22 protein-coding genes are annotated in these 20,980 nt (G+C 41.0%); 7 read left to right on the forward strand and 15 right to left on the reverse strand.

All coding sequences use genetic code 11. The annotated features are described in order from the left end of the window. Positions 1-543 precede the first annotated feature (543 nt). A complete protein-coding gene (locus GJU40_RS17900; RefSeq protein ID WP_154309429.1) occupies positions 544-969 on the reverse strand; it encodes an ASCH domain-containing protein in 426 nt (141 codons plus the stop codon). A gap of 122 nt (positions 970-1,091) precedes the next feature. Next, positions 1,092-1,799, reverse strand: coding sequence for a GntR family transcriptional regulator (locus GJU40_RS17905; protein ID WP_154309430.1), 708 nt, complete (start codon positions 1,797-1,799; stop codon positions 1,092-1,094). A gap of 167 nt (positions 1,800-1,966) precedes the next feature. On the opposite strand from GJU40_RS17905, the gene GJU40_RS17910 reads away from it, so the two are divergent. Together GJU40_RS17910 and bglA are read left to right on the forward strand one after the other, a co-directional pair. Beyond that, complete coding sequence (locus GJU40_RS17910) at positions 1,967-3,850, forward strand: beta-glucoside-specific PTS transporter subunit IIABC (protein ID WP_154309431.1); 1,884 nt, start codon at positions 1,967-1,969, stop codon at positions 3,848-3,850. Positions 3,851-3,866: 16 nt separating this feature from the next. Beyond that, positions 3,867-5,306, forward strand: coding sequence for a 6-phospho-beta-glucosidase BglA (gene bglA / locus GJU40_RS17915; protein ID WP_154309432.1), 1,440 nt, complete (start codon positions 3,867-3,869; stop codon positions 5,304-5,306). A 109-nt stretch (positions 5,307-5,415) separates the two neighbouring features. Here the strand turns inward: bglA and GJU40_RS17920 are convergent, their stop codons facing one another. Continuing rightward, positions 5,416-6,975, reverse strand: a complete 1,560-nt coding sequence (locus tag GJU40_RS17920) for a glycosyltransferase (RefSeq protein ID WP_154309433.1) — start codon at positions 6,973-6,975, stop codon at positions 5,416-5,418. A 279-nt stretch (positions 6,976-7,254) separates the two neighbouring features. On the opposite strand from GJU40_RS17920, the gene GJU40_RS17925 reads away from it, so the two are divergent. Both GJU40_RS17925 and GJU40_RS17930 read left to right on the forward strand, forming a co-directional pair. Then, positions 7,255-7,833, forward strand: coding sequence for a DUF6434 domain-containing protein (locus GJU40_RS17925; protein ID WP_154309434.1), 579 nt, complete (start codon positions 7,255-7,257; stop codon positions 7,831-7,833). Positions 7,834-7,898: 65 nt separating this feature from the next. Beyond that, complete coding sequence (locus tag GJU40_RS17930) at positions 7,899-8,447, forward strand: histidine phosphatase family protein (protein WP_154309435.1); 549 nt, start codon at positions 7,899-7,901, stop codon at positions 8,445-8,447. A gap of 15 nt (positions 8,448-8,462) precedes the next feature. Here the strand turns inward: GJU40_RS17930 and GJU40_RS17935 are convergent, their stop codons facing one another. Further along, positions 8,463-8,912 carry a hypothetical protein gene (locus GJU40_RS17935; RefSeq protein ID WP_154309436.1) on the reverse strand — a complete coding sequence of 150 codons (450 nt, stop codon included), beginning with the start codon at positions 8,910-8,912 and terminating at the stop codon, positions 8,463-8,465. 185 nt (positions 8,913-9,097) lie between these two features. Here GJU40_RS17935 and GJU40_RS17940 point away from each other — a divergent pair, with 185 nt between their 5' ends. The 3 genes from GJU40_RS17940 (at position 9,098) to GJU40_RS17950 (ending at position 11,354) form a co-directional block, all read left to right on the forward strand. Then, positions 9,098-9,508 carry a MerR family transcriptional regulator gene (locus tag GJU40_RS17940; RefSeq protein ID WP_154309437.1) on the forward strand — a complete coding sequence of 137 codons (411 nt, stop codon included), beginning with the start codon at positions 9,098-9,100 and terminating at the stop codon, positions 9,506-9,508. Positions 9,509-9,559: 51 nt separating this feature from the next. Further along, positions 9,560-10,822: a hemolysin family protein gene (locus GJU40_RS17945; RefSeq protein WP_154309438.1), complete on the forward strand. Its 1,263-nt coding sequence runs from the start codon at positions 9,560-9,562 to the stop codon at positions 10,820-10,822. 157 nt (positions 10,823-10,979) lie between these two features. Continuing rightward, complete coding sequence (locus tag GJU40_RS17950) at positions 10,980-11,354, forward strand: VOC family protein (RefSeq protein ID WP_154309439.1); 375 nt, start codon at positions 10,980-10,982, stop codon at positions 11,352-11,354. Positions 11,355-11,396: 42 nt separating this feature from the next. Here GJU40_RS17950 and GJU40_RS17955 read toward each other — a convergent pair whose 3' ends face one another. The 11 genes from GJU40_RS17955 to GJU40_RS18005 form a co-directional block, all read right to left on the reverse strand. Then, complete coding sequence (locus GJU40_RS17955; RefSeq protein WP_154309440.1) at positions 11,397-11,804, reverse strand: (deoxy)nucleoside triphosphate pyrophosphohydrolase; 408 nt, start codon at positions 11,802-11,804, stop codon at positions 11,397-11,399. A gap of 2 nt (positions 11,805-11,806) precedes the next feature. Further along, positions 11,807-12,118 (reverse strand): nucleotide pyrophosphohydrolase, encoded by a 312-nt coding sequence (locus GJU40_RS17960; protein ID WP_154309450.1) that lies wholly within the window; start codon positions 12,116-12,118, stop codon positions 11,807-11,809. 121 nt (positions 12,119-12,239) lie between these two features. Next, positions 12,240-13,331, reverse strand: coding sequence for an ABC transporter permease (locus tag GJU40_RS17965; RefSeq protein WP_154309441.1), 1,092 nt, complete (start codon positions 13,329-13,331; stop codon positions 12,240-12,242). Beyond that, positions 13,328-14,254: an ABC transporter ATP-binding protein gene (locus GJU40_RS17970; RefSeq protein WP_154309442.1), complete on the reverse strand. Its 927-nt coding sequence runs from the start codon at positions 14,252-14,254 to the stop codon at positions 13,328-13,330. The genes GJU40_RS17965 and GJU40_RS17970 overlap by 4 nt, the downstream gene beginning before the upstream one ends. Before the next feature lie 93 nt (positions 14,255-14,347). Continuing rightward, on the reverse strand, positions 14,348-14,773 hold the full coding sequence (locus GJU40_RS17975) for a DUF6526 family protein (RefSeq protein ID WP_154309443.1): 426 nt from the start codon (positions 14,771-14,773) through the stop codon (positions 14,348-14,350). A gap of 176 nt (positions 14,774-14,949) precedes the next feature. Next, positions 14,950-16,542, reverse strand: coding sequence for a HEAT repeat domain-containing protein (locus tag GJU40_RS17980; protein ID WP_154309444.1), 1,593 nt, complete (start codon positions 16,540-16,542; stop codon positions 14,950-14,952). A gap of 322 nt (positions 16,543-16,864) precedes the next feature. Continuing rightward, positions 16,865-17,257: a hypothetical protein gene (locus GJU40_RS17985; protein ID WP_154309445.1), complete on the reverse strand. Its 393-nt coding sequence runs from the start codon at positions 17,255-17,257 to the stop codon at positions 16,865-16,867. Positions 17,258-17,648: 391 nt separating this feature from the next. After that, the gene (locus GJU40_RS17990; protein WP_154309446.1) at positions 17,649-18,632 is read right to left on the reverse strand and encodes a tRNA dihydrouridine synthase; all 984 of its coding nucleotides are present in this window, start codon (positions 18,630-18,632) and stop codon (positions 17,649-17,651) included. A gap of 786 nt (positions 18,633-19,418) precedes the next feature. Continuing rightward, on the reverse strand, positions 19,419-19,619 hold the full coding sequence (locus GJU40_RS21300) for a DUF443 family protein (RefSeq protein ID WP_343031612.1): 201 nt from the start codon (positions 19,617-19,619) through the stop codon (positions 19,419-19,421). 86 nt (positions 19,620-19,705) lie between these two features. Continuing rightward, positions 19,706-20,365, reverse strand: coding sequence for a DUF443 family protein (locus GJU40_RS18000; protein ID WP_154309448.1), 660 nt, complete (start codon positions 20,363-20,365; stop codon positions 19,706-19,708). Positions 20,366-20,389: 24 nt separating this feature from the next. Then, positions 20,390-20,695: a DUF4176 domain-containing protein gene (locus tag GJU40_RS18005; RefSeq protein WP_154309449.1), complete on the reverse strand. Its 306-nt coding sequence runs from the start codon at positions 20,693-20,695 to the stop codon at positions 20,390-20,392. Positions 20,696-20,980: the final 285 nt, after the last annotated feature.

A 20,980-nucleotide genomic window follows, 5' to 3' on the forward strand; every position in this document is an offset into this window, starting at 1 on the left:
CTTCATAAGGCCGATGAAGGACAAAATTAAGTGCTACAGCTCGAGAAATGTCCTTCATAAGGGCAATGAAGGACAAAAGTAAGTGCTGCAGCTCGAGAAATGTCCTTCATAGGGGCAATGAAGGACAAATTCGGGTGAAACAGCGTGGGAAATGTCCTTCATAAGGCCGATGAAGGACAAAAGTAAGTGCTGCAGCTCGAGAAATGTCCTTCATAAGGCCGATGAAGAACCAAGTTGGGTGAAACAGCAAGTACATTGCGACGCCTCAACACAATAAGCGTATAAATTCCGGTTAAATCCAAATAAGATCGTTTTTTAGAGAAAATAAGGGAATGAATTCCGCTTAAGCAGCTAATAATGCTCCGCTTTAAGGTTTTTTAGGTGCATTGACGGAAATCCTCCGCTTATTTCAGCCCATTTTCGCTGTTTTTTCTAAATAGGCGGAATTACTCCGTTTATGTATCGTGCGGATATGTTACACCTATGATAAGAGAAGATTTCCCACCCTGTTTTCAGTTGACCCCCGCAGCCACCATGGAAATCTCACCAGCTGACCGGGATATCGCCAGCTTCCCAGATTCCAAGCTGCCCTTTCGCAGGAATCCAGTTATTCAGCACTTTCATTTCATGTACTTCCCACACATAACACCCTTCTCTATAGTCCCCAAGAAGGAAATCTTTTCCCTCCACTGTTCTTCCGTCCTCCAGCACTGCCCAGCCTCCATGGTTTTCAATTACTTTTATACAGTTGGTCAAACGGCAGATTCCGATAATATATCCTGCCGGCAGATTCTTGGCAGAATATCCGTGGGCGGCAAGCAGCGGCAGAATTGAAGCTTGCTTGCAGGCATTCACATCTATTTTTCTGCTTGTATGAATGGCCAGCGGCCCTCTGTAGTTGGTTCTCCATGTTCTCGTTTCATATTGAGTTTCGCCAAGGACAAATAGAGATGCCCATGGCTGAATCATAGACAGCGCCTTCACAAAGAGTCATCACTCCCTCTTTTTTTCAATATATTCCCCTCTAAGGAAGGAAACATACTGAGGAAGGGCGTAAACAAAAAAAGCCTTGGATGCAAGGCTCTTTACAATTAAGTATCACTGTTTGTCTGTAGAAAAAAGCGTGATTGCTTATAGTTGTAAACTACTCTTGAAAAATCAAAGGGCTGGCCGTTCGTTAGGTGAAATACAGTCTCTACAGTCAGCTTAGGTTCTCCTTTTTTTAAACCGAGATGAACTGCTTCATTTTCGTCCAGCTGATCCATCTGCATGTACATATCTGAAAAGCCTATCTTCAGTCCAAGACCTTCCCGAATATAGCCGAAGATAGATTCAGATACAATTTCTTTGTTCAAATAGGTAACGATTGCTTTGTTATAATAGGATTCCTCTACGCACAGCGTTTCTCCATTAATATACCGTATTCTTTTCACGTAGTATACGTCTTCATCTTCATGGAGATTTAGATTTAAAGCTGCTTCTTTTGAAGGTTTTCTTACTTCCAGTTGAAGCGGCTTTGACGAAATTTGAGCATCTTCCAGCTCTCTTTTAAATCCCTGGTTGGATAAAAGGCTGATATAGCCCTTTCGCTTATGCCTTCTTACAAATATTCCGCTTCCCCGGACTTGGTAAACAACGCCCTTTCTTTCAAGGAGCTCAAGTGATTTGGTGATGGTGCTTTTGCTTACTTTAAAATGTGCCATAAAATGCTCCAGAACCGGAAGTTTATCTCCCTGCTGAAGCTCTTGTTCTTCAATATATTTTTCTATTTCAATTGCAATTTGCTGGTACTTTAACATGAACATTCCCCATCAATTTTCTATATCTTTTTCTCCAAATTATATCACAATCAGGGGAAATCTATACAAATAGATTATAACCAAAAAATACTATTGTTTATTACTTGTAAAATTGTATCGGTACAATTATAATGTAAGCGTATACTACTAAGGAGGAGAGATAAGCTATGGCAGGTAAAGTGAGAGATTATCCAAAGCTGGCTGAAGATATATTGAAAGCAGTTGGCGGGGAAGACAATATTGTTGGGGCAACGAGATGTGCCACAAGGCTGAGACTGGTCCTGAAAAGATCCAAGCCTGCAGCCAAAGATAAAGTAGCCTCTCTGCCTGGTGTTATTACTGTAGTAGAAAACAGCGGCCAGTTTCAGGTGGTCATCGGCCAGCACGTAGGGGAGGTATATGAGGAATTCTCCAAGCTGGTAAACCTTGACACTTCCGAAAAAGAAAGCGAAAACAAAGGAACAGTGCTAAACCGTGTCATTGCCACAATGTCAGCTGTGTTTGCACCCTTTGTGTATATTCTAGCAGCTGCTGGCATTCTGCAAGGTTTACTCATTTTAATCACTCTCTTGTTTCCAGCCTTTCCTGAAACGGGGATGTATCAAGTGTTTAGCTTTATATCCTGGGCACCATTTACCTTTTTGCCAATATTTATTGCGATAACAGCATCAAAGCATTTTAAAGTGAACACATATATAGCCGTTGCCTGTTCTGCTGCATTGGTCAGCCCCACTTGGGCAGAAATGGCCGCGCAAATTGCTGAGGGCGGCACAATCACCTTTTTCGGACTGGCATTATCTGAAACAGTTTATACGTCCTCAGTGCTGCCTCCATTATTTCTAGTTTGGATTCTTTCATATCTTGAGAGATTTTTGAATTCACGTATTCATGAAATTGTCCGTCCATTGTTTGTTCCGTTTCTAAGCCTTGTGTTAATGGTTCCTTTAACCATCCTGTTAATTGGACCGATTACGACAATGGGGGCAAACGGAATTGCAAACGGATACAATTTCCTCGCTGAAAATGCACCGGCAGTTGCTGGAGCCATTATCGGAGGATTTTGGCAAGTACTTGTTATCTTCGGCGTACACTGGGGCATCACACCGGTTGTTCTTGCCAATTTTGATCAGTATGGGCGCGATTCTTTTCAGGCATATCAGACGATTGCCGTTATTGCCCAGGTTGGAGCAGTACTTGGAGTTATTCTAAAAGCGAAAAGCCAGGAAACAAAAAAAGTTGGAGTGTCCGCTGGGATTACTGGACTTTTCGGAATCACAGAACCTGCGATATACGGGGTAACGCTCCGCTTTAAGAAACCGTTTATTATAGGAAGTATTTCCGGTGCAATCGGTGCCATTGCAGCAAGCTTTTTTAACCCGTATTACTTTGCTTATGCCGGCCTTCCGGGACCGCTGACAATTGTAAACGGCATCAGCCCCGATGTTCCAACTTCAATATGGGGTATCCTGCTTGGTGTGGCTATTGCCATTATTCTCCCGATTGTTCTAATCCAAATTTTTGGATTTGGAGAAGATACTGCGAAGCAGGCTGATGAGACAGCTGCTGATAACGTTCAAGGCAAAAACAGCAAAAATAATGAAGAAGCCATTTATGCACCCCTTGCAGGAAAGATCCTTCCCCTAACCAATGTACCTGATACGGTTTTCAGTTCAGGAGCAATGGGGAAAGGAATTGCAATTGAGCCGGAGGACAACCATTTATATGCACCATTTGACGGTACAGTCGTAATGGTGGCTCCTACCAAGCACGCCATCGGCCTTCGATCAGAAGCGGGCGTTGAACTTCTCGTTCATATTGGGCTTGATACGGTGAACCTGAAAGGTGAACCGTTTACCCTTCATATCGAGGATGGAGCCAAGGTGAAAAAGGGTGATCTGCTCATAGAATTTGATAGGGATGATATTGTAAAGAAAGGCCTATCTACAATTACACCTGTTATCATTACTAACTCAGCAGCCTACGAAGAAATTCTTTCAGAAGAAACTGAGATTAGCAGAATAGAAGATAAACTGTTTACAGTAGTTAAATAAGAGGAGGAATAATCAAATGGCATCATTACCAAAGAATTTTTTATGGGGCGGCGCGCTTGCTGCCCATCAATTTGAAGGCGGCTGGAATGCAGGAGGAAAAGGACCAAGCGTGGTTGATGTTATGACGGCCGGCGCTCATGGTGTGGCAAGAAAAATTACTAAAACGGTGGAAGATTCAGAGTTTTATCCTAATCATGAAGCGATTGATTTTTACAGCCGCTACAAAGGCGATATTGCACTGTTTGCTGAAATGGGATTGAAGTGCCTCAGAACCTCCATTGCCTGGAGCAGAATTTTTCCGCGTGGAGACGAAGAAGAGCCGAATGAAGAAGGCTTGCAGTTTTATGACGATGTGTTCGACGAGTTGCTGAAGCATGGCATTGAGCCTGTCATCACCCTGTCTCATTTTGAAATGCCGCTACATTTGGCCAGAGAATTCGGCGGCTTCAGAAGCAGAAAAGTAACAGACTACTTTGTAAAGTTTGCTGAAGTTTGCTTTACCCGCTATAAAGACAAAGTAAAATACTGGATGACATTTAACGAAATCAACAACAAAATGGATGTAAACAATCCGCTGTTTCTTTGGACAAATTCAGGTGTAACTGTAAAAGAGGGTGAAAATCCAAAAGAAATTATGTATATTGCAGGACACCATGAACTGCTGGCAAGCGCCCTTGCTGTTGCAAAAGGAAAAGAAATCAACCCGGAATTCCAAATTGGCGCGATGGTTTCACATGTTCCGATTTACCCTTATTCCTCCAACCCGGAAGACATCATGCTTGCAGAAGAAACAATGCGCCAGCGTTACTTCTTCCCTGATGTTCATGTGCGCGGCTACTATCCGAGCTACGCACTGAAGGAATTTGAAAGAGAAGGCTACAATATTCCAATTGAGCACGGCGATGAAGAGATTCTGAAGAACGGCACGGTAGACTATTTGGGCTTCAGCTATTATATGTCTACAACGGTGAAAAGCGATGTTGTCAATGATAATAGAGGAGATATTGTCAACGGCGGCCTGCCTAACGGTGTTGAAAATCCTTATATAAAATCCAGCGACTGGGGCTGGGCTATTGATCCAGTCGGCCTCCGCTACACATTGAACCGTTTTTATGATCGCTATCAAATTCCGCTGTTTATCGTAGAAAACGGCTTTGGGGCTGTCGATACTGTTGAGGAAGACGGCTCCATACATGATCCGGAAAGAATACAGTACCTGCGCTCTCACATTGAAGAGCTGATGAAGGCGGTCACCCATGACGGCGTTGATCTCCTTGGCTATACACCATGGGGCATCATTGATATTGTATCCTTCACAACTGGTGAAATGAAAAAACGATACGGCATGATTTATGTGGATCGTGACAACGAAGGCAATGGCTCCATGGAGCGCTCAAAAAAAGAGTCATTCCACTGGTATCAGCAAGTAATAAAGACCAATGGAGAAACTCTGTAAAGGAAATATATTAAATGCAGCCTGCGAGCTACAGAAGCCCGCAGGTTTTTTTTATGCAGAAAACACGAACAAGAGCACGACTGTTTTCCGCAGGTCCGTTCCCCATCAATCAATCCACTGTATCCTGCTGCAATTCAAAGTCGGCATTTACACCTGCTGCATTATCCACGTTTACTGAAGAGGACACGGGCAGGCAGCCACTCTTGTAAACGGTCAGCGAATATTTACCCAGCGGCAGATTTTTCATAACATACTCTCCGTGTTCATCTGTTGTGACTGTGAAAAGCGAGATATTGGAGTGATCTATAAGATGAACGGATGCACCCTTTACCGGCTGCCGCAGCTCATTTTTCACCTTTCCGGAAATGAATCCAGCAGGAACTGCAGCCTTTTCACTTCGCCCCCTGCAGCTGGACAGCAGCTTTTGCAGAAAAGCCGGATCAGGTACCTCGCTTTCGCTTTTACTATTTTTTGCGTCCCTCTTTTGTAAAAGGGCTGCTTGATAAACTCCAATCGTTCTGTCGGCCATCCTGTTCAGTGACCATTCCTTCTTTGCCCAAGCTTCTGCGCGCGCGCCAAGGTCCTTCCTGAGTTTTTCCGAGCTCAGCAGCATACCCAATGAATATGCCAGTGAATCGCTGTTCCCCTTTTCAGCAAGCAAGCCCGTTTCTCCATGCTGAATCATCTCTGTAATTCCTCCAACTGCAGAAGCAACAACAGGTTTTCCTGAGAGCTGGCCTTCCATCACAGTAAATGGAAGAGTATCATGAATGGACGGAAGAACAACAATATCAGATGAACGCAGGAGTCCCGGCACATCGCTTCTGCCTCCGAGAAATAACACCTCGTCTTGCAAGTCAAGCTCTGCTGTCTTCCGTTTCAGATCCTCCATCAAAATACCGTCGCCGATAAACCAGCAGATAAACGAACTGCCTCTTTTCTTCAACTTCTTCAGTGCCTGCAGCAAGAACTCATGACCCTTGATTGCTACCAGCCTGGCCGGGCAGGCTATAACCAAAGCATCACCTTTTGCCGGCACTTTTTCAACTTCCTGTGCTTTCCTTTCAAAAGAGGCAAGATCAATTCCATAAGGGATGACAGCAGGCTGAAGAATTTGTGTACCCAGCTTTTCAAACTCCTGCCACAGCCATTTACAGGGGAGAATCAGCTTGTCAGCCGAAATGGCGCTATAATGCTCTTCTGCTGCGATATAGCACTTCTCAATCTCTGTTTTTCTCTGAATCTCCCCGCTTGCTTTCCATTCCCTTGTTTTGCAATTATGAAAGGTAGCGACTAACGGCACATGAGCAGGTTTTGCTCTGCGCAGTGCTCTCGCAGCTATGATGTCCTGCGTATGGATACAGTCATATGACTGCAGATTCAGTTTTCTTGAGGCTTGCTCAAATGTGTATGCTTCAAGCTCTCTCCACCTCATCCAATCACTCAATTGACATTCCTGGTTCAGCCGCAGCTTCTCTTCAATGCTCTGCCTGACAGGAAGCTTCATGATCCCGCTGTTTCCTAAGTAAATTTCATTCATTCCCGGTTTATGAGCAAGTATATCGACTGTATGCCCCTTGCTTTCCAGTACGCCCTTCAACCGGGCCATATAACTCGCTACACCGCTGAAACGGGGATAAGATTTATAGTTGGCCAGCAATATCTTCATACTTCAACCTCTTCCCATGCCCTGTCCAAAATTGAATTAAATAGCATTCTCTATACTATATGTCTCGCGCAGCAAATTGTGTAAAAGATCTTTCTAATGGCTGTTCACAATTCTTAGAACCAATATGAAGTATGCTTGGGACTCCAAAAAATGCAAATCAGTATCCTTAGGCAGAACACTTTACCAGAAATGGAGGATGACTTACAAAAAATCTTTAAACTTCCCCTAAAAAAGGAACAATCGTTCTATAATAGTTAAGTAAATATGGAGGTGCAAAAATTGAGACCAAAATTAACGAAAGATATCTCAGTAAATACATTCAGAGATTTTTACTGGTTGAAAGAAGAATTACAGTCATTTTGCAGGGAAAATGGACTAAGTGCTTCGGGTTCAAAAATAGACATTTCTGAAGCAATAGAAACCTTCCTTATAACAGGAGAAATAAAAAAACACATTAGAAAAAGTGGATATAAAAAGTCTCAGCAACAGCAGGCCAACTTAAGTCTTGATACTGTTATTTTGGAGAACCATCGGTGCAGCCAACATGTTAGAGCTTTTTTCAAGACTGTTATCCCTCATTTTCATTTTTCTACCTATATCCAAAATTATTTTAAAATCAACGTTGGAAAAACGTATCGCGATGCTGCAGATGCTTGGTACGGGGAGGAAGAGCGGAAAAAAGATCCTTCTTATAAAAAAGTAATACCTCCCCAATTTGAATATAATCAATTTATGAGTGATTTTTTTGCTGACGACAACAATCAAAGCAAAAGTACCGCAGATGCAATTGAAGCATGGAACAAAATAAAAAAAAACCCTGGAAGCACTACATATTCACCCCACCATCACAACGCCTAAAGGGTTTTGCTGATAAAAGTTTGCCCCTCAACATATCTATATAAAAAACCAATGGTGGTGAGGGTATGACTCTTCTCCTCCTGATCAGGCACGGAGAAACTGATGAGAACAAAATGGGAAAATTTATTGGGCGGACCGACCCTCCATTAAATGAAAATGGAAAACGACAGGCGCTGCAGATTGCCAACATGCTGAAAGAAGCAAAGCCGGATGCCCTCCTCACAAGCCCTCTGCAGCGGGCCGGGCAAACCGCCGCCATACTCAGTCTGCACCTCGATATCCCTGTTACGGTAAAGGATGAATTGATGGAGCGGTCTTTTGGTAAGCTGGAAGGAAAGCGGCGAATAGCAGCGGAAAAGCAGTGGGGACCGTTGACAGAAGAAACCCTGACTTCCCTGGGGGCTGAACCGCTTGACCAGCTTCAATCCAGGGTCTGGGATGCTTTATATAATATTGAAAAAAACCATCAAAATAAAACGGTTGCAGCTGTCACACATGGAGCCTGGATACAGGCGGCAGTATCCAGGCTTCAGCCCGAAACAGAGCATCTTCATATAGACAATGGCAGTCTGATAAGAATTCAGTACAAACATTATAAGTGGGAACTGGTTTAGATATGGTGGTGTGTACTACTTTATCAATTTTGATAAATTTCCTGCTGCCTCCTTAGGAATTTTAAAAGTAAGGCTGTGCTTGTTTTTCTCAAATTGCACATACGGGCTGCCATTATACGAGGTAATTACCGCAATCACTCCAGCACCGTTTATTGTAGAAAAAGTGTCCCCAAGTGTAACGGTTTCTCCTTGATACAAACTGTAGATATATTGTTTGGAGTGATGCCTGGCCGGGACTTCAGATATTATCCACTTATGCACAAAAAGTCCTTTCACGAAACTCTTCACTTCATCAGGATGATCTATCACATAAAGTACCTCTTCCGGATTTTCAGCTGACGAAATATCAATTCTTTGCACTTTTTCCAACCCGCTGCTGTCAACCACATCCTCTTCTAGAAGGCTGCATCCCAATAAAAATACAATCATGATCAGCAATGATAGCAAGCTTGCAGTATATTTCATAACATCTCCTGCTTTCCAGTTATTCTCACAAGTAAAATGGTAACATCACAAGGTATTTCCTTCCATACAGCGGAAGGTTACAATACTGTACGGCTTGAGCCCTACACCCTATTAAACCATACAGTGAGACTGTACACTTTTGAAATGATGATATATAATTTGTCTGAGGTGATTGATGTGGGAAGTTGCTAAAAATCGGCGAACTGGCTAAAGAGAGCAAGACCTCCAAGCGCACCCTTGATTATTACACAAACATAGGGTTGTTAGATTGTATTCGTTCTGAAAAAGGCTATCGATATTATGATGAACATACTCTCAGCAGACTTGAATATATCAAACAATGCCAGGAGCTGCATTTGCCGCTTACAGAGATTAAAGAGCGCTTGTTTGTCACGGAGAAGTCTAATTTAGATAAAAGTGAGTTTGAAATACAAATAAATCGCATAAAATATGACATGGAACATCTTTCTGCCGAGCTGGAAGAAATTATTGAGGCAGTAAATACATTAGATTATGAGGGAAATTTGCGGATACTTAACCGGCTTTCGGTTCAAGCAGAAAGACTTCAAAAAAAATTAACGGTATTTTCTTTATAAAGTGAAAATAAAATAAGATAAAATATAGCATTACAGGAGAGTGAAACTTCTTTGGACGACTTACCATTTTATTCACTGGCATTACTAGGCTTATTGCTGTTTTTATCAGCTTTTTTCTCTTCAGCTGAAACAGCTTATTCAAGTGTCAACAAAATCAGGCTGCGAAACTTTGAAGCTGATGGTGTCAGAGGCAGTAAGAAAGCGATGTACATTGCTGACAATTTTGATCGTTCCCTGTCTACCATCTTGATAGGTAACAACATTGTCAACATAGCAGCCGCAAGTATTTCCGCCAAGCTTGCCACTGATTTGTTTGGAGGAAACGCCGGCCTTGTTATCAGTACTTTTGTGATGACTGTACTGGTCCTGATTTTTGGAGAGATACTTCCTAAATCCTTGGCAAAGGAACATGCGGAAAGATATTCTTTAATGATTTCAGGGATACTTTATTTTCTGATTAAGCTGCTTACTCCCATAAATTTCTTTTTTATCAAGCTAAAAAACTTTGTTTCAAGTGTGTTTTCAAAAAAGGAAGCGATGCCTTCTGTTACTGAAGAAGAACTTAAGGTCATGCTTGATATTAGCGAAGAAGAAGGAGTTATTGCCAAAGAGGAGAGAGACTTGATCCACAGATCTATGGATTTTGATGATATTACAGCAGCAGAAGTGCTCACTCCCCGTATAGATGTGAAGGCCGTAGAAGTAAACCAGTCAATAGAAAAAATCAAAGAAATGTTCTTTGAGGAACGATTTTCACGCATTCCAGTGTATGAAAATCATATAGATAACATAATCGGAATATTGTCGGAAAAAGAATTCTTCACCCACCTTATTAAATATGATCAAGTAAATATTAGAGAGTTAATTCGAGAGCCTATGTTTGTTTTTGAATCTGCAAAGATATCCTCTCTGTTAACACGGCTGCAAAAAGACAAGGTTCACATGGCGATTGTTTTAGATGAGTTTGGCGGTACAACCGGTATCATCACCCTGGAAGATATTTTAGAAGAAATTGTCGGTGAAATTTGGGATGAACAGGATGAAAAAGTGCTGGAAATGACAAAAATTAACGACAGTATCTATACATTCCATTCACAATTTCAGCTTGATAAATTTACAAATTTGCTTGATGTTCCAGAACCGCAAAGCTCTTATCATACAATAGGCGGCTGGGTGGTTGAAAGGTTTGAAAATATACCGACAAAAGGCGAGAGTTTCGAATACGAAAATCTTCTCATAACAGTTGAAGAGATAGAAAACCGCAGAATTAGAAAGATTAGGGCGGAAAAACTCGAGGGTACAACGACTTCCTAGATATCTTAAATCAGACAGAGTGTTTCTGTCTGATTTTTTCGCTTTTCTATAAACTGCCCTTTTTATGGTTTCACAGGTCAAGTGTATGGAGAAGTTTACCAATCATATCATATACCGAGAGAGGAAATTGGTCATTAGAAAAGAGGAGCTGATTTCTATGATTCTAGGTCTGCATCACGCTCAAATTACAATCCCAAAGGGCGCTGAAGAGGAAGGTAAAAAATTTTATTGCGGGGTTCTTGGGCTGCCCGAGAAGGAAAAACCGGAATCCCTCTTAAAGCGCGGCGGATTTTGGCTTCAAGTCGGAGACAGAGAAGTACATGTAGGAACAGAAGATAGAGTTCATCGCAAAAAAATAAAGGCGCATTTAGCTTACAGTGTGAGTGACATTTCATATTGGAGAAATGTCCTTGAACAGAATGGTGTGGAAATCTATGAATCAGTGCCTATTCCTGGTTTTGAAAGGTTTGAATTTAGAGATCCATTCGGAAACAGAGTAGAAATGATAAAGGAAACACCTTCACCATTATGAGTATTAAAAAGAGCGCAGCAGCACCTGCGCTCTTTTCTGTTCTCAGTCTACATCATCAATAATCCCTGCAGCAAGCTTTTCAACAGTAGGTATGTCAGCAGGCGCCCAATTCAATGTAAACAAGTGCACCGGCTTCAGCCATTTCATGTCTATATGCTCCGTCATAGCCGGCTCCCCCTCAATTAGTTCACAGTAGTAGGTACTCAAATGAACGATGCCAAAATCGTACTCATGCACTGTATGGACAATCTGATCCCCGACTTTCACTTTGCAAAGCATCTCTTCCTGCACTTCTCTTTGCACAGCGTCCTCAGGTTTTTCTCCTTGCTCAATCTTGCCGCCGGGAAATTCCCATAACAGCGGCAGCAATTGATTCGCCCCCCTTTGGGCGCACAGTATGCTGCCTTCCCTGACAATCACAGCTCCCGCTACATGAATATGCTTTTTCATTCTTATTCTCCTCGCAAACCTCTGTCAATTGGATATTTTACAGCGTTCTTTTCCAGCTTCTTACACGCTTCCTCTTCTAAGTCAATGTTCATCCTGTCAGCAAGCTGCATTAGATAGATAAGTACATCGGCCATTTCCTCTTTAATGTTCTGAAAAGAGTCAGAAACAGCTTCTTCACTGGTTTTCCATTGAAAGTTTTCCAATAGCTCACTCGCTTCTATTAATATGGAAACAGCTAGATCTTTTTCATTGTGATAAGCAGACCAACCGCGCTCGTCTCTAAAATCTGTTATTTTTTTCATCAGTTCATTCATTGTTAACCACCCAGTTTTCATGTGTTCTTATGTTCTATTTTACCATTCATGGCGTGAAAAACTTAAGTTTACAAAAAAGAGCAGGTGCCTTTTATACAAGAAACTTGCTCAAAAGGATCTCCTACTCCCACTTGAAAACATAGCTTGCGAGCGCAAATCCGCCAAGCAGCCAGCAGCATAATATGAGCGTTTCCGTACCCAGCTGAAGAAAAGGTGTTCCAAGATTCATCGTCTCTCTTAACGCTGAAGCTAAGTGAGAAATCGGCAGAAGATTCACGAGTGGCTGAATGATATCCGGCATATCACTGATCGGGAAAAACACTCCTCCAAGAAACAGCATTGGAAATGTAATAAAGCCTGCAATTGGTGCTGCGCTTTCCGGATTTTTAGCCACTCCGGCAATAATAAATCCAAGTGCCATAAACGCCAGGGTGCCAAGGATAATGAAGAAAATTAAGGCGAGCCAGGAACCGGCAACTTCAATGTTAAACACCCAATTAGCAATAAGGATGACAAGCAGGGCCTGTGTTCCATTAAGTACCAGACGTGCTGAGATTTGAGCAGCGATAAAGGTGGAGGCTTTTAGTCTCGTGCCCTGCATTCTCCGGAGAATTCCTCTTTCACGCCAGGCAGAGATTTGGCCGGCCACACCATTCATATTGTTGCTCAGGATCATCATCGCTACAATTCCCGGAACTAGGAAGTCCACATAACGAATATCCCGGGCTTCTAACCCTCGTTTTTCAACTATTACAGAAGGTGTGTAATCCACAAGATCTTTACTGTATGTGTCAATAATACCGTTTACTACTGTCAGGCCCAGCTCCGCGGATGCCAGGTTTTTCTCATTATAATAAACAGGCAGAACCGCTTCCTTGTTTTCATCCTCTACGCTTGATTGATATCCTTCCGGAACTTCAACCAGCAGCTGAATGTCTCCGCTTTTGATTGCCTCTCTTCCGCTATTTACATCGTTATAGCTTGTTACACCAATTCCTTCCTGCTGTTCAAACAGGTCTGTTATATTCTTTGATGCAGCTGTCTGGTCAGAATCAATGATGCCCACATCGAGCGAAAGAGAATGTCCGCCTCCTGCAAATGTGCCAAGGGCCAGCATCAATATGACTGGAAAGAGCAAGGTAAAAAACAGGACTTGCTTATTTCTTGAAAAAATCCGCAATTGTGCAAGAGTTAACTGCCAATACGCCCTCATGATTCTCTGATGCTCCTTCCTGTCATTGAGATAAATACATCTTCCAAAGTGGCTAACCGCGTTTGTAGATCCTGTATCTTAAATTCATGCTCAGCAGATGCACTTATAAAAGATGTTAAAGCTGCCTGCAAATCATCTGTATAAAGCTGAACATACGTATCACGGATGGATACGTCCTCCACTCCCGCCAAATTCATAAACCACTCTTTTTCAGGTGGATTGCTCAATTGAAATTCAATCGTACTCGTAGACTTTAATTTTTTCACAAGATTGGCTGGCGTATCTAGGGCAATGAGTTCTCCTTGATCCATGATGCCTATCCGGTCGCAGAGCACATGGGCTTCATCCATATAATGAGTGGAAAGGATGACTGTTTTTCCCCGTTTCTTTAATCTCAGTACAATATCCCAAAGTGTTCTTCTTGCTTGAGGGTCGAGGCCTGTTGTTGGTTCATCAAGAAAGACAATGTGAGGGTCATGGATGAGGGCAAGCGCAATGGCCAGGCGCTGTTTTTGTCCTCCAGACAGCCCTTTAATCCGGTCATTCCGCTTCTCTGTCAGAAGCATTTCTGTAATTAAATCTTCAATATTTACATGTGTGGGATAAAAACTGGCATATAAGTGCAGAATTTCTTCCACCTTCAGCAATTCAAATAGAGATGTGGATTGAAGCTGTACACCAATGACTTCTTTGACTTTGTTCACTTCTTTTTTTACATCAAATCCGGCAAGTTCTGCTGTTCCTTCATCAGGCTTTCTCAAGCCGACAAGCATTTCAATGGTCGTTGTTTTTCCGGCGCCATTTGGACCAAGCAGACCGAATATTTCTCCTTTATGTACTGAAAAGGAAACCCCTTTTACAGCTGTGAGGGCCTCATACCGTTTGAAAAGGCCTTTTACATCGACCATAATCTCACTCTGCATAACAAACCTCCTTGGGAATGTAAATATTACTTAAATTTGGAAACACCTATCTAAAAAAAGAAACAGCCAGTGTAAGAGCTGTTTCTTTTATCATTATACGCGATGATGATCTCCCCGCCAATTCACAACAGCTTTTTTAATATCATCCGGCGAAAGATTTTCTAAAACCGCCCGCTCAACCAGATCCGGAAATTCTTCGTCTTCTGAAAACCGCAGTGCTGCAATATGCTTCATCGAGAGAGAAGCGTCCAACACATTACCGGTTAACCGGAAATAACGAAAATTTTCCTCGCTCCTTATGAGCCGGTCCTGAAGCTGAAGCGCATAGCCTCTCAGCTTTATAATAATCAGGACAAACAGCACCGCAAACAACAGCAGGATTGCACTCAGCAGCCACTGACTCCCTATATGCCGGAAGAAAAATACAAACGAAAGGATAAGTGTAATGAATCCAATGACGGTAATGCCGCCGACGTAAAGCGGATCTATCTTTCTGTGATTTTCATAGCTCTGATTCACTGTTTCAGCCTCCACTTCTTTTGCAAAAATGGTTATCCGGATTTTTAATCCCTTTCATCCTATTCTGGCGGGTACTTTCTTATGCTAATCAATGATGATTTCTTAAAGGAGATGTTGGCAGAAACCCCCTGCTGTCTCCATACAACCATCAGCTCTATTCAACTTTACATCGGCAGTTACAGCCCCCTAAGACAGAATTCAATTTCCTGCTTCAGACTTTCAGCGATCTCATACTTTTTCAGAGCGTCTCTGATCGCTGCAACTTGCTCTTGACTTGGATTCTGAAAGGACTGATTATAAGTAGCTACCCAATTTTTCAGCTGATTTTCTCCCAGCCTGCTCACAGAATGATCATCTTTATTGTTAGAAAACTCAATACTGTATCTTATAGATTCCCATTTTGAAAGAGAGCTTAGCAGGAGGGCAGCAGAGTACCTGCTGTGAGAGTTTTTTCCCTCTTTATAAATACGGTATAACTCATGAATTCTGTCATAGTAAGAGGTTCTTTGTAAAGATTTCCTGGCTTCTTTACTCACTCCAATATGTTCATGCATCAACATCTTCAGAAATAAATCTTGATGATTTTCAGCATCAAGCAGTGAAATAGAACGGATAACAGCTTTCACAATCTCAGCCTTATATGACTGGGTAAAAGGCAGAATGATTGGGAGATGCTCCTTACGGCCAGCCTCTCCAATACCTAATAACGCGCCACGTACATTTTCCTCTGACTGTTGCTGAATGGCCCTAATATAATAGGGGGCAAAATCTGTTATACCCTGTTTTTTCAATAAATATCTTGCAACTGACCTGACAGATTCATTTTTATCAAAAAGCGCTTTTTCAAGTTCCTCTATACTCTGCTGGGGATTCATTGAATGGAACATTTCTAAAACCTGCACACGTATTTTAGGGAATTTATCTTTCCTTAATAGGAAGTAATATTTTAAAAAGTCTGCTTCACTGATGTTATTTATGATTTCATTGAACAACAGCAATCTTGATCGAGGTTCCTTTTCTCGCTGAAAATAAGTCAGAAGTTCACTTTTGTTCAGTACTTTAGCGTGAATCATTATCTTATAACTGGTATATCTTAAGTGGTTTTCTTTTGAGTGCGCTGCTTGCTTTAAAACTGGCACTGCTTCCTTCTTTGAGAGAAGGTTGACAATCTTCTCAAAAAGAATCTCATGATTAACACGCTTCAAGCTCCTCAATTTAAAGATAATCAGCAGGCTTTCAGCAAAAGTGACTGCATAATCCACTGTTAACCGTTCTTCAACAAGCCTCATTGCGGTGTTCCTGACTTGAGGAACCCAGTCATTGCATCTAATGAGCATGTATGGAATTTCTCTTCCTGTCTCGTAAGAAGCTAGCTCAATTAATGCTTTTTCCCTGAAATAGCCATTTAGATGAAAGGTACTTAACCCTAACACTGATACTTTTTGATCATTTGTTATATTTGGGGGACATAAAGCATGAGGAGATTCATTCTTCCAATTATATGTCCAATCCAGTGAAGATGCTTCCCGGAATAGCGTATCAATCCGCAATAATTCTTTCATAGAAGTACTCAGCAGAAATCTATGAAGAGTCTCAGCGGCTTGAATTTTATGGTCTTCTGAAGTGCTCAACAAAAGTAAAAAGGCAGCAGGCAATTTATGAGCTTCTTTGTCTATTAACACTGAATGTAAAATTTCCTCTATATCATCCTGCGTATACTGGTCTGCAGGATTATACTTTTTGCCCTTTTTCAAAAAAAACCTTCTCATCGAATCCACCTTCCATCATCGTGCATTATCTAAATTGTACCAAATAAAATCAGAGCTGTTTGGAGAATTGGAAGGGGCGATCTCTGCTTTTAGATCCTATCTTCCTGGAAAACTATGCAATTAGTGCCAAGACCATGGAATCCTTTAACTGTCCCTCTTTGAGTCAATCTATTTGCTTCAGATACTTTCTGCATACTCAATAAAAGAAAAAGGACCCTGGCAGAAAGAAATCGAAAGCTTCTTTCGGCTTCTTTACCAGGGCTCTTTCTGTTTGTTCTCCCGCAAGTATTTAGCTCAATCAGCTAAATGTAATGATCAAGGATTACTTCTTACTCAATACAATTATTTCTTCCTGTCCATTCCACATCACTTTAAATTCGACCTCATCATCTTCATAAAGCTTGGCACAGCCGGTACAGGAATCCCCATCACTGCTTTGCAGTACTCCGCCTTTCGAAAGCTGTGCTTTACCCCGGCTTGATCCGGTTCTGCTATCAATCTCATAATCAATCATTGTGTTTTTTACTTCGTCTAATTTATCGCCTTGATATTTTAATACAAAACTTTGATCCTCTCTATCCTCCGTATAAGTCACTTGAATTTTGGCATCCCAATTATCAGTGGATCCCTCTAAATTGAGGATTGTAGAATTACAACCTGTTAACAACATCATGATGATGACTATAGAAAATGGCACCCATGGTTTCAGCTTCAAGTTATCCCCCCCTTTACTTATTATAATGGATAACTGTTTATGGAAGAAAGTACCATATATAAATATTAGGTATTTTGTCTAATAAAAAAAAGCCGCAGATAAGCAGCTCCTTGTAGTAAATAATAATTAGAAGTTCACCGTGTCTGGCTGAAACAACCTATGTTGCAAGATGGGCCCAAGAAATAAGCGGAAGAATTTCGCTTAAAGCGGGAAATGTGCATATTTCCCGCCAAATAAGAGAATTTTTTCCGCTTACAATACCTTACATAGGCTGTTTGAGCAATATTTAGAGGTCGTAACCGGAATAGCTCACCTTATATCGTCCTCAAAAGACTTTTTATGTAGAAAAGCCGGAATTTCTCCGGCTATTTATTCCTCAACATTCCTATAACTATGCCAAACCAGAGTCATTAAGATTCTGTGACACAAATTTATCAACCAATGAACGTGCTTCGTCTGTTGATGATGTGTTCATGAGTTGATTTCTTAACTCACTTGCCCCCCGAAAGCCTTTAACATAAATTTTAAAAAACCGATGAAGTGCCTTGTAAGAACGCAATTCTAAATTTGAATATTTATCATGAAGATCCAGGTGCAGCATTAAAAGATCCAGCAATTCCTTGCTGGCATGTTCTTTCGGCTCTTTTTCAAAGGCAAATGGATTCTGAAATATGCCACGGCCGATCATAACCCCGTCAACACCATATTGTTCAACGAGCCTTTCTCCGGTTTGACGGTCAAGAATGTCTCCATTAATGGTTAAAAGTGTATCTGGTGCCACCCTGTCACGGAGTTCCTTGATCTCCGGAATCAGTTCCCAATGAGCGTCTACCTTGCTCATTTCATTCCTGGTACGCAGATGAATGGAAAGATTGGCGATATCTTGGTTTAAAATATGGGTCAGCCAGCCCTGCCACTCATCTATCTCAGAGAAACCAAGCCTGGTTTTAACACTCACAGGCAAGCCTCCCGCTTTTGCTGCTTGTATTAATTCTGCTGCAACCTCAGGACGGCGGATCAAACCGCTTCCCTTTCCATGCTGCGTTACATTGGGCACCGGGCAACCCATATTGAGGTCAATCCCTTTAAATCCAAGCTCTGCCATACCAATACTCATTTGCCTGAAGAATTCGGGCTTATCTCCCCAAATGTGTGCCACCATCGGCTGTTCATCCTCTGTGAAAGCCAGGCGCCCGCGCACACTTTTTTTCCCCTCAGGATGACAATAACTCTCGCTGTTCGTAAACTCCGTAAAAAACACATCAGGCCTTGCTGCTTCACTTACCACATGGCGAAACACAACATCAGTCACATCTTCCATTGGTGCCAGTATAAAAAAAGGACGCGGTAACTCACGCCAAAAATTGTCTGTCATAGTTGTACTCAAATCCTCTCGTAGTGTCAATCTTATTCCTATCTCAAAAACAGAGTGTCCCTGCTTCTTTCATTTTAAAAACTGATTTAATTATTTTACCTTCTCAGCCACCACTATACAATAGTAACTGTTTTTTGTTAAAACTCACCATTTGTAGCATGCCACTTTTGAAAGGAAAATAGATTTTTATGGATGAAATAGAATATAAAGGAGGGGTCTTAGGAAGCATTGAACATTACTATCGGAAGATCTGAAGGTTTTATGAATTGAGTCTCCTGCTTGGATATCATTCAAGAAACCTCATATGTTTCTATACGCTGCAACTTTTTTAAGTTACTCTTCATCTACTTTTTAAATTGAGACGGGGAACAACCCATGCTAAAAATGGAAAGAGTATTAGGTTTGATCTAGCCTTCTATCTTTTGGATTTCAACAGAGAAATTCCGTGAATGCTCAAACACTCGTTAGGAACATATTCATGTATTCCACTTAAATTTTACAGTAATCTGACCATCTACTACATATAAAATATTTACAATTGATAAAAGTAAACCTAAAAATAAGAACAAACAATTGCCAGGATATTGCTCATTACAAAGACTAAAATTATAGTGCTAATGAAAGCTGCCAGAAGAGCAAAGAATATAAACAAAGAATGAGAAATTGGCTCATATCTAAAATATAAGTCTCGCCTTCGATCTTTAATCCATTTTTTCTAGCTTTATTGAAGCAGAACATTCCCCATAAATCAGTCATACTAGCTAGTATCTAAGTTATTAAAATGTGTCACACACCTCTTTTGTTGAAATTCACTGTTATGGGGCCCCCGTCCACTTTATAGATTGTTTGAGGGAGGATCCATATTAAAAACGGGAATACAATATTCCAGATGAATTGGCTCATATCTAATACATATGTATTTCCTTCAATCTTTAAATACCTTAAAGTTTTAGTATATTGCACTTCACACTTCATTGAATTTCCCATCCTAATTAGGTATCCACCACGGCATTACTCAACTGACCCTTCTACCTTCCTCTTACTCCGTTTCAACAATTCTACTAAAAACATATTTACCTATTTTTCATAAATCTTACCGTAGTCTGGCCAATAGGTACATATAGCATATGGATAAATGAAAAAACCAGTCCCATGACAAGAAAGGAAAGAATTCCTAAAATATTCGTAATGTCTAGAACTATCATTACACTACCTATAAAAAATAACATTGAAAAAAAATTCAAAAACAAGCAATATATACAATGTTTAAAAGACATTGGTCTGAGCCAAATCCGCTCCCTTGTTAACAATTTGGGTTCTAGTTTTTCAAATAAATAGTTTTTTTCTCTAATATTAAATAAAACCTGGAATAAAATAAGCACTAACAGAAGAACCACAGCAATTATTTTATTAACGAAAACCGTACTTGGGATCGTAAAGAGATCTGTTAAATCAGTCAATATGTTCCCCAGAAAGATTGCAATTCCTGCTGCAAACAAAATACTTACATTCTTCTTTTTATTAGATTTTGCTGCTGGTAAATTCAGCTTCCTATTTATTTCTTCCCCATCGACTTTATAAATTGTTTGGGGCAGAACCCATAATAAAAATGGAAATACTAAATTCCAGATAAATTGGCTTATATCTAGTATGTAGGTCTGCCCTTCAATTTTTAACATTCTATAACGTAAAGCTTTAATAGTTTGCACTTCGCACTTTATGTATTTTCCCATCCTGATTAGTTAATCACCAATCCATTACTCAAGGGGGCCATCTACCTTCCCCTTACTATATCTGTCTCCATTGTCCTGTTTCCAATCATGAAACAGCTTTTGGAAGCGTTCCTCCTCCTGATCCTGAAAACCTTCAAAGACAACTTCATCAATATTTTCGTGGTTGAAGTAGAAGATTTTATCATGGACTAATCCCTGCGGGTAAAAGCAAGCCGAATAATCAAACATTGTATGCTCGCCGCCCTCTTCGAGAATCGGACCTCTATTCATGATCATTAACTTACTTGTTCCCTCCTTGAGATATACGATAGAACCGATTGGCAATAACATATTCTTCTCTCCCTTCACATTAGTCTTTTAGGTATAATGTTTATTTTGTTATATTTATTGAATAGAAGAAGCCAGTAATGCTCATCTGGGCCTTTCAACTATTCTATCAGAACAGATTTATTATTTTTGATAAAATTTATCGTAGTATTTCCTACTGCTACATTTGAACTACCCGCCACTTAACTGCTCTTGCGAGCTGTTTGAAGTGGGGGATTCCTAAGAACACCAGCGTAACCGCTAGTTATGGATTAGGCTATCCCGTTGCACCGACGGTTAGAAGCCTTA

It is taken from the genome of Metabacillus lacus (assembly GCF_009674805.1).
GTDB classification, from domain to species: domain Bacteria; phylum Bacillota; class Bacilli; order Bacillales; family Bacillaceae; genus Metabacillus_C; species Metabacillus_C lacus.

Excerpts from the sequence above, each read along its gene's own strand:
- GJU40_RS17900 (WP_154309429.1), bottom strand. The coding sequence starts at position 969 with ATGATTCAGCCATGGGCATCTCTATTTGTCCTTGGCGAAACTCAATAT.
- GJU40_RS17905 (WP_154309430.1), bottom strand. The coding sequence starts at position 1,799 with ATGTTAAAGTACCAGCAAATTGCAATTGAAATAGAAAAATATATTGAA.
- GJU40_RS17910 (WP_154309431.1), top strand. The coding sequence starts at position 1,967 with ATGGCAGGTAAAGTGAGAGATTATCCAAAGCTGGCTGAAGATATATTG.
- bglA (WP_154309432.1), top strand. The coding sequence starts at position 3,867 with ATGGCATCATTACCAAAGAATTTTTTATGGGGCGGCGCGCTTGCTGCC.
- GJU40_RS17920 (WP_154309433.1), bottom strand. The coding sequence starts at position 6,975 with ATGAAGATATTGCTGGCCAACTATAAATCTTATCCCCGTTTCAGCGGT.
- GJU40_RS17930 (WP_154309435.1), top strand. The coding sequence starts at position 7,899 with ATGACTCTTCTCCTCCTGATCAGGCACGGAGAAACTGATGAGAACAAA.
- GJU40_RS17935 (WP_154309436.1), bottom strand. The coding sequence starts at position 8,912 with ATGAAATATACTGCAAGCTTGCTATCATTGCTGATCATGATTGTATTT.
- GJU40_RS17950 (WP_154309439.1), top strand. The coding sequence starts at position 10,980 with ATGATTCTAGGTCTGCATCACGCTCAAATTACAATCCCAAAGGGCGCT.
- GJU40_RS17955 (WP_154309440.1), bottom strand. The coding sequence starts at position 11,804 with ATGAAAAAGCATATTCATGTAGCGGGAGCTGTGATTGTCAGGGAAGGC.
- GJU40_RS17960 (WP_154309450.1), bottom strand. The coding sequence starts at position 12,118 with ATGAATGAACTGATGAAAAAAATAACAGATTTTAGAGACGAGCGCGGT.
- GJU40_RS17965 (WP_154309441.1), bottom strand. The coding sequence starts at position 13,331 with ATGAGGGCGTATTGGCAGTTAACTCTTGCACAATTGCGGATTTTTTCA.
- GJU40_RS17970 (WP_154309442.1), bottom strand. The coding sequence starts at position 14,254 with ATGCAGAGTGAGATTATGGTCGATGTAAAAGGCCTTTTCAAACGGTAT.
- GJU40_RS17980 (WP_154309444.1), bottom strand. The coding sequence starts at position 16,542 with ATGAGAAGGTTTTTTTTGAAAAAGGGCAAAAAGTATAATCCTGCAGAC.
- GJU40_RS17990 (WP_154309446.1), bottom strand. The coding sequence starts at position 18,632 with ATGACAGACAATTTTTGGCGTGAGTTACCGCGTCCTTTTTTTATACTG.
- GJU40_RS21300 (WP_343031612.1), bottom strand. The coding sequence starts at position 19,619 with ATGGGAAATTCAATGAAGTGTGAAGTGCAATATACTAAAACTTTAAGG.
- GJU40_RS18000 (WP_154309448.1), bottom strand. The coding sequence starts at position 20,365 with ATGGGAAAATACATAAAGTGCGAAGTGCAAACTATTAAAGCTTTACGT.
- GJU40_RS18005 (WP_154309449.1), bottom strand. The coding sequence starts at position 20,695 with ATGTTATTGCCAATCGGTTCTATCGTATATCTCAAGGAGGGAACAAGT.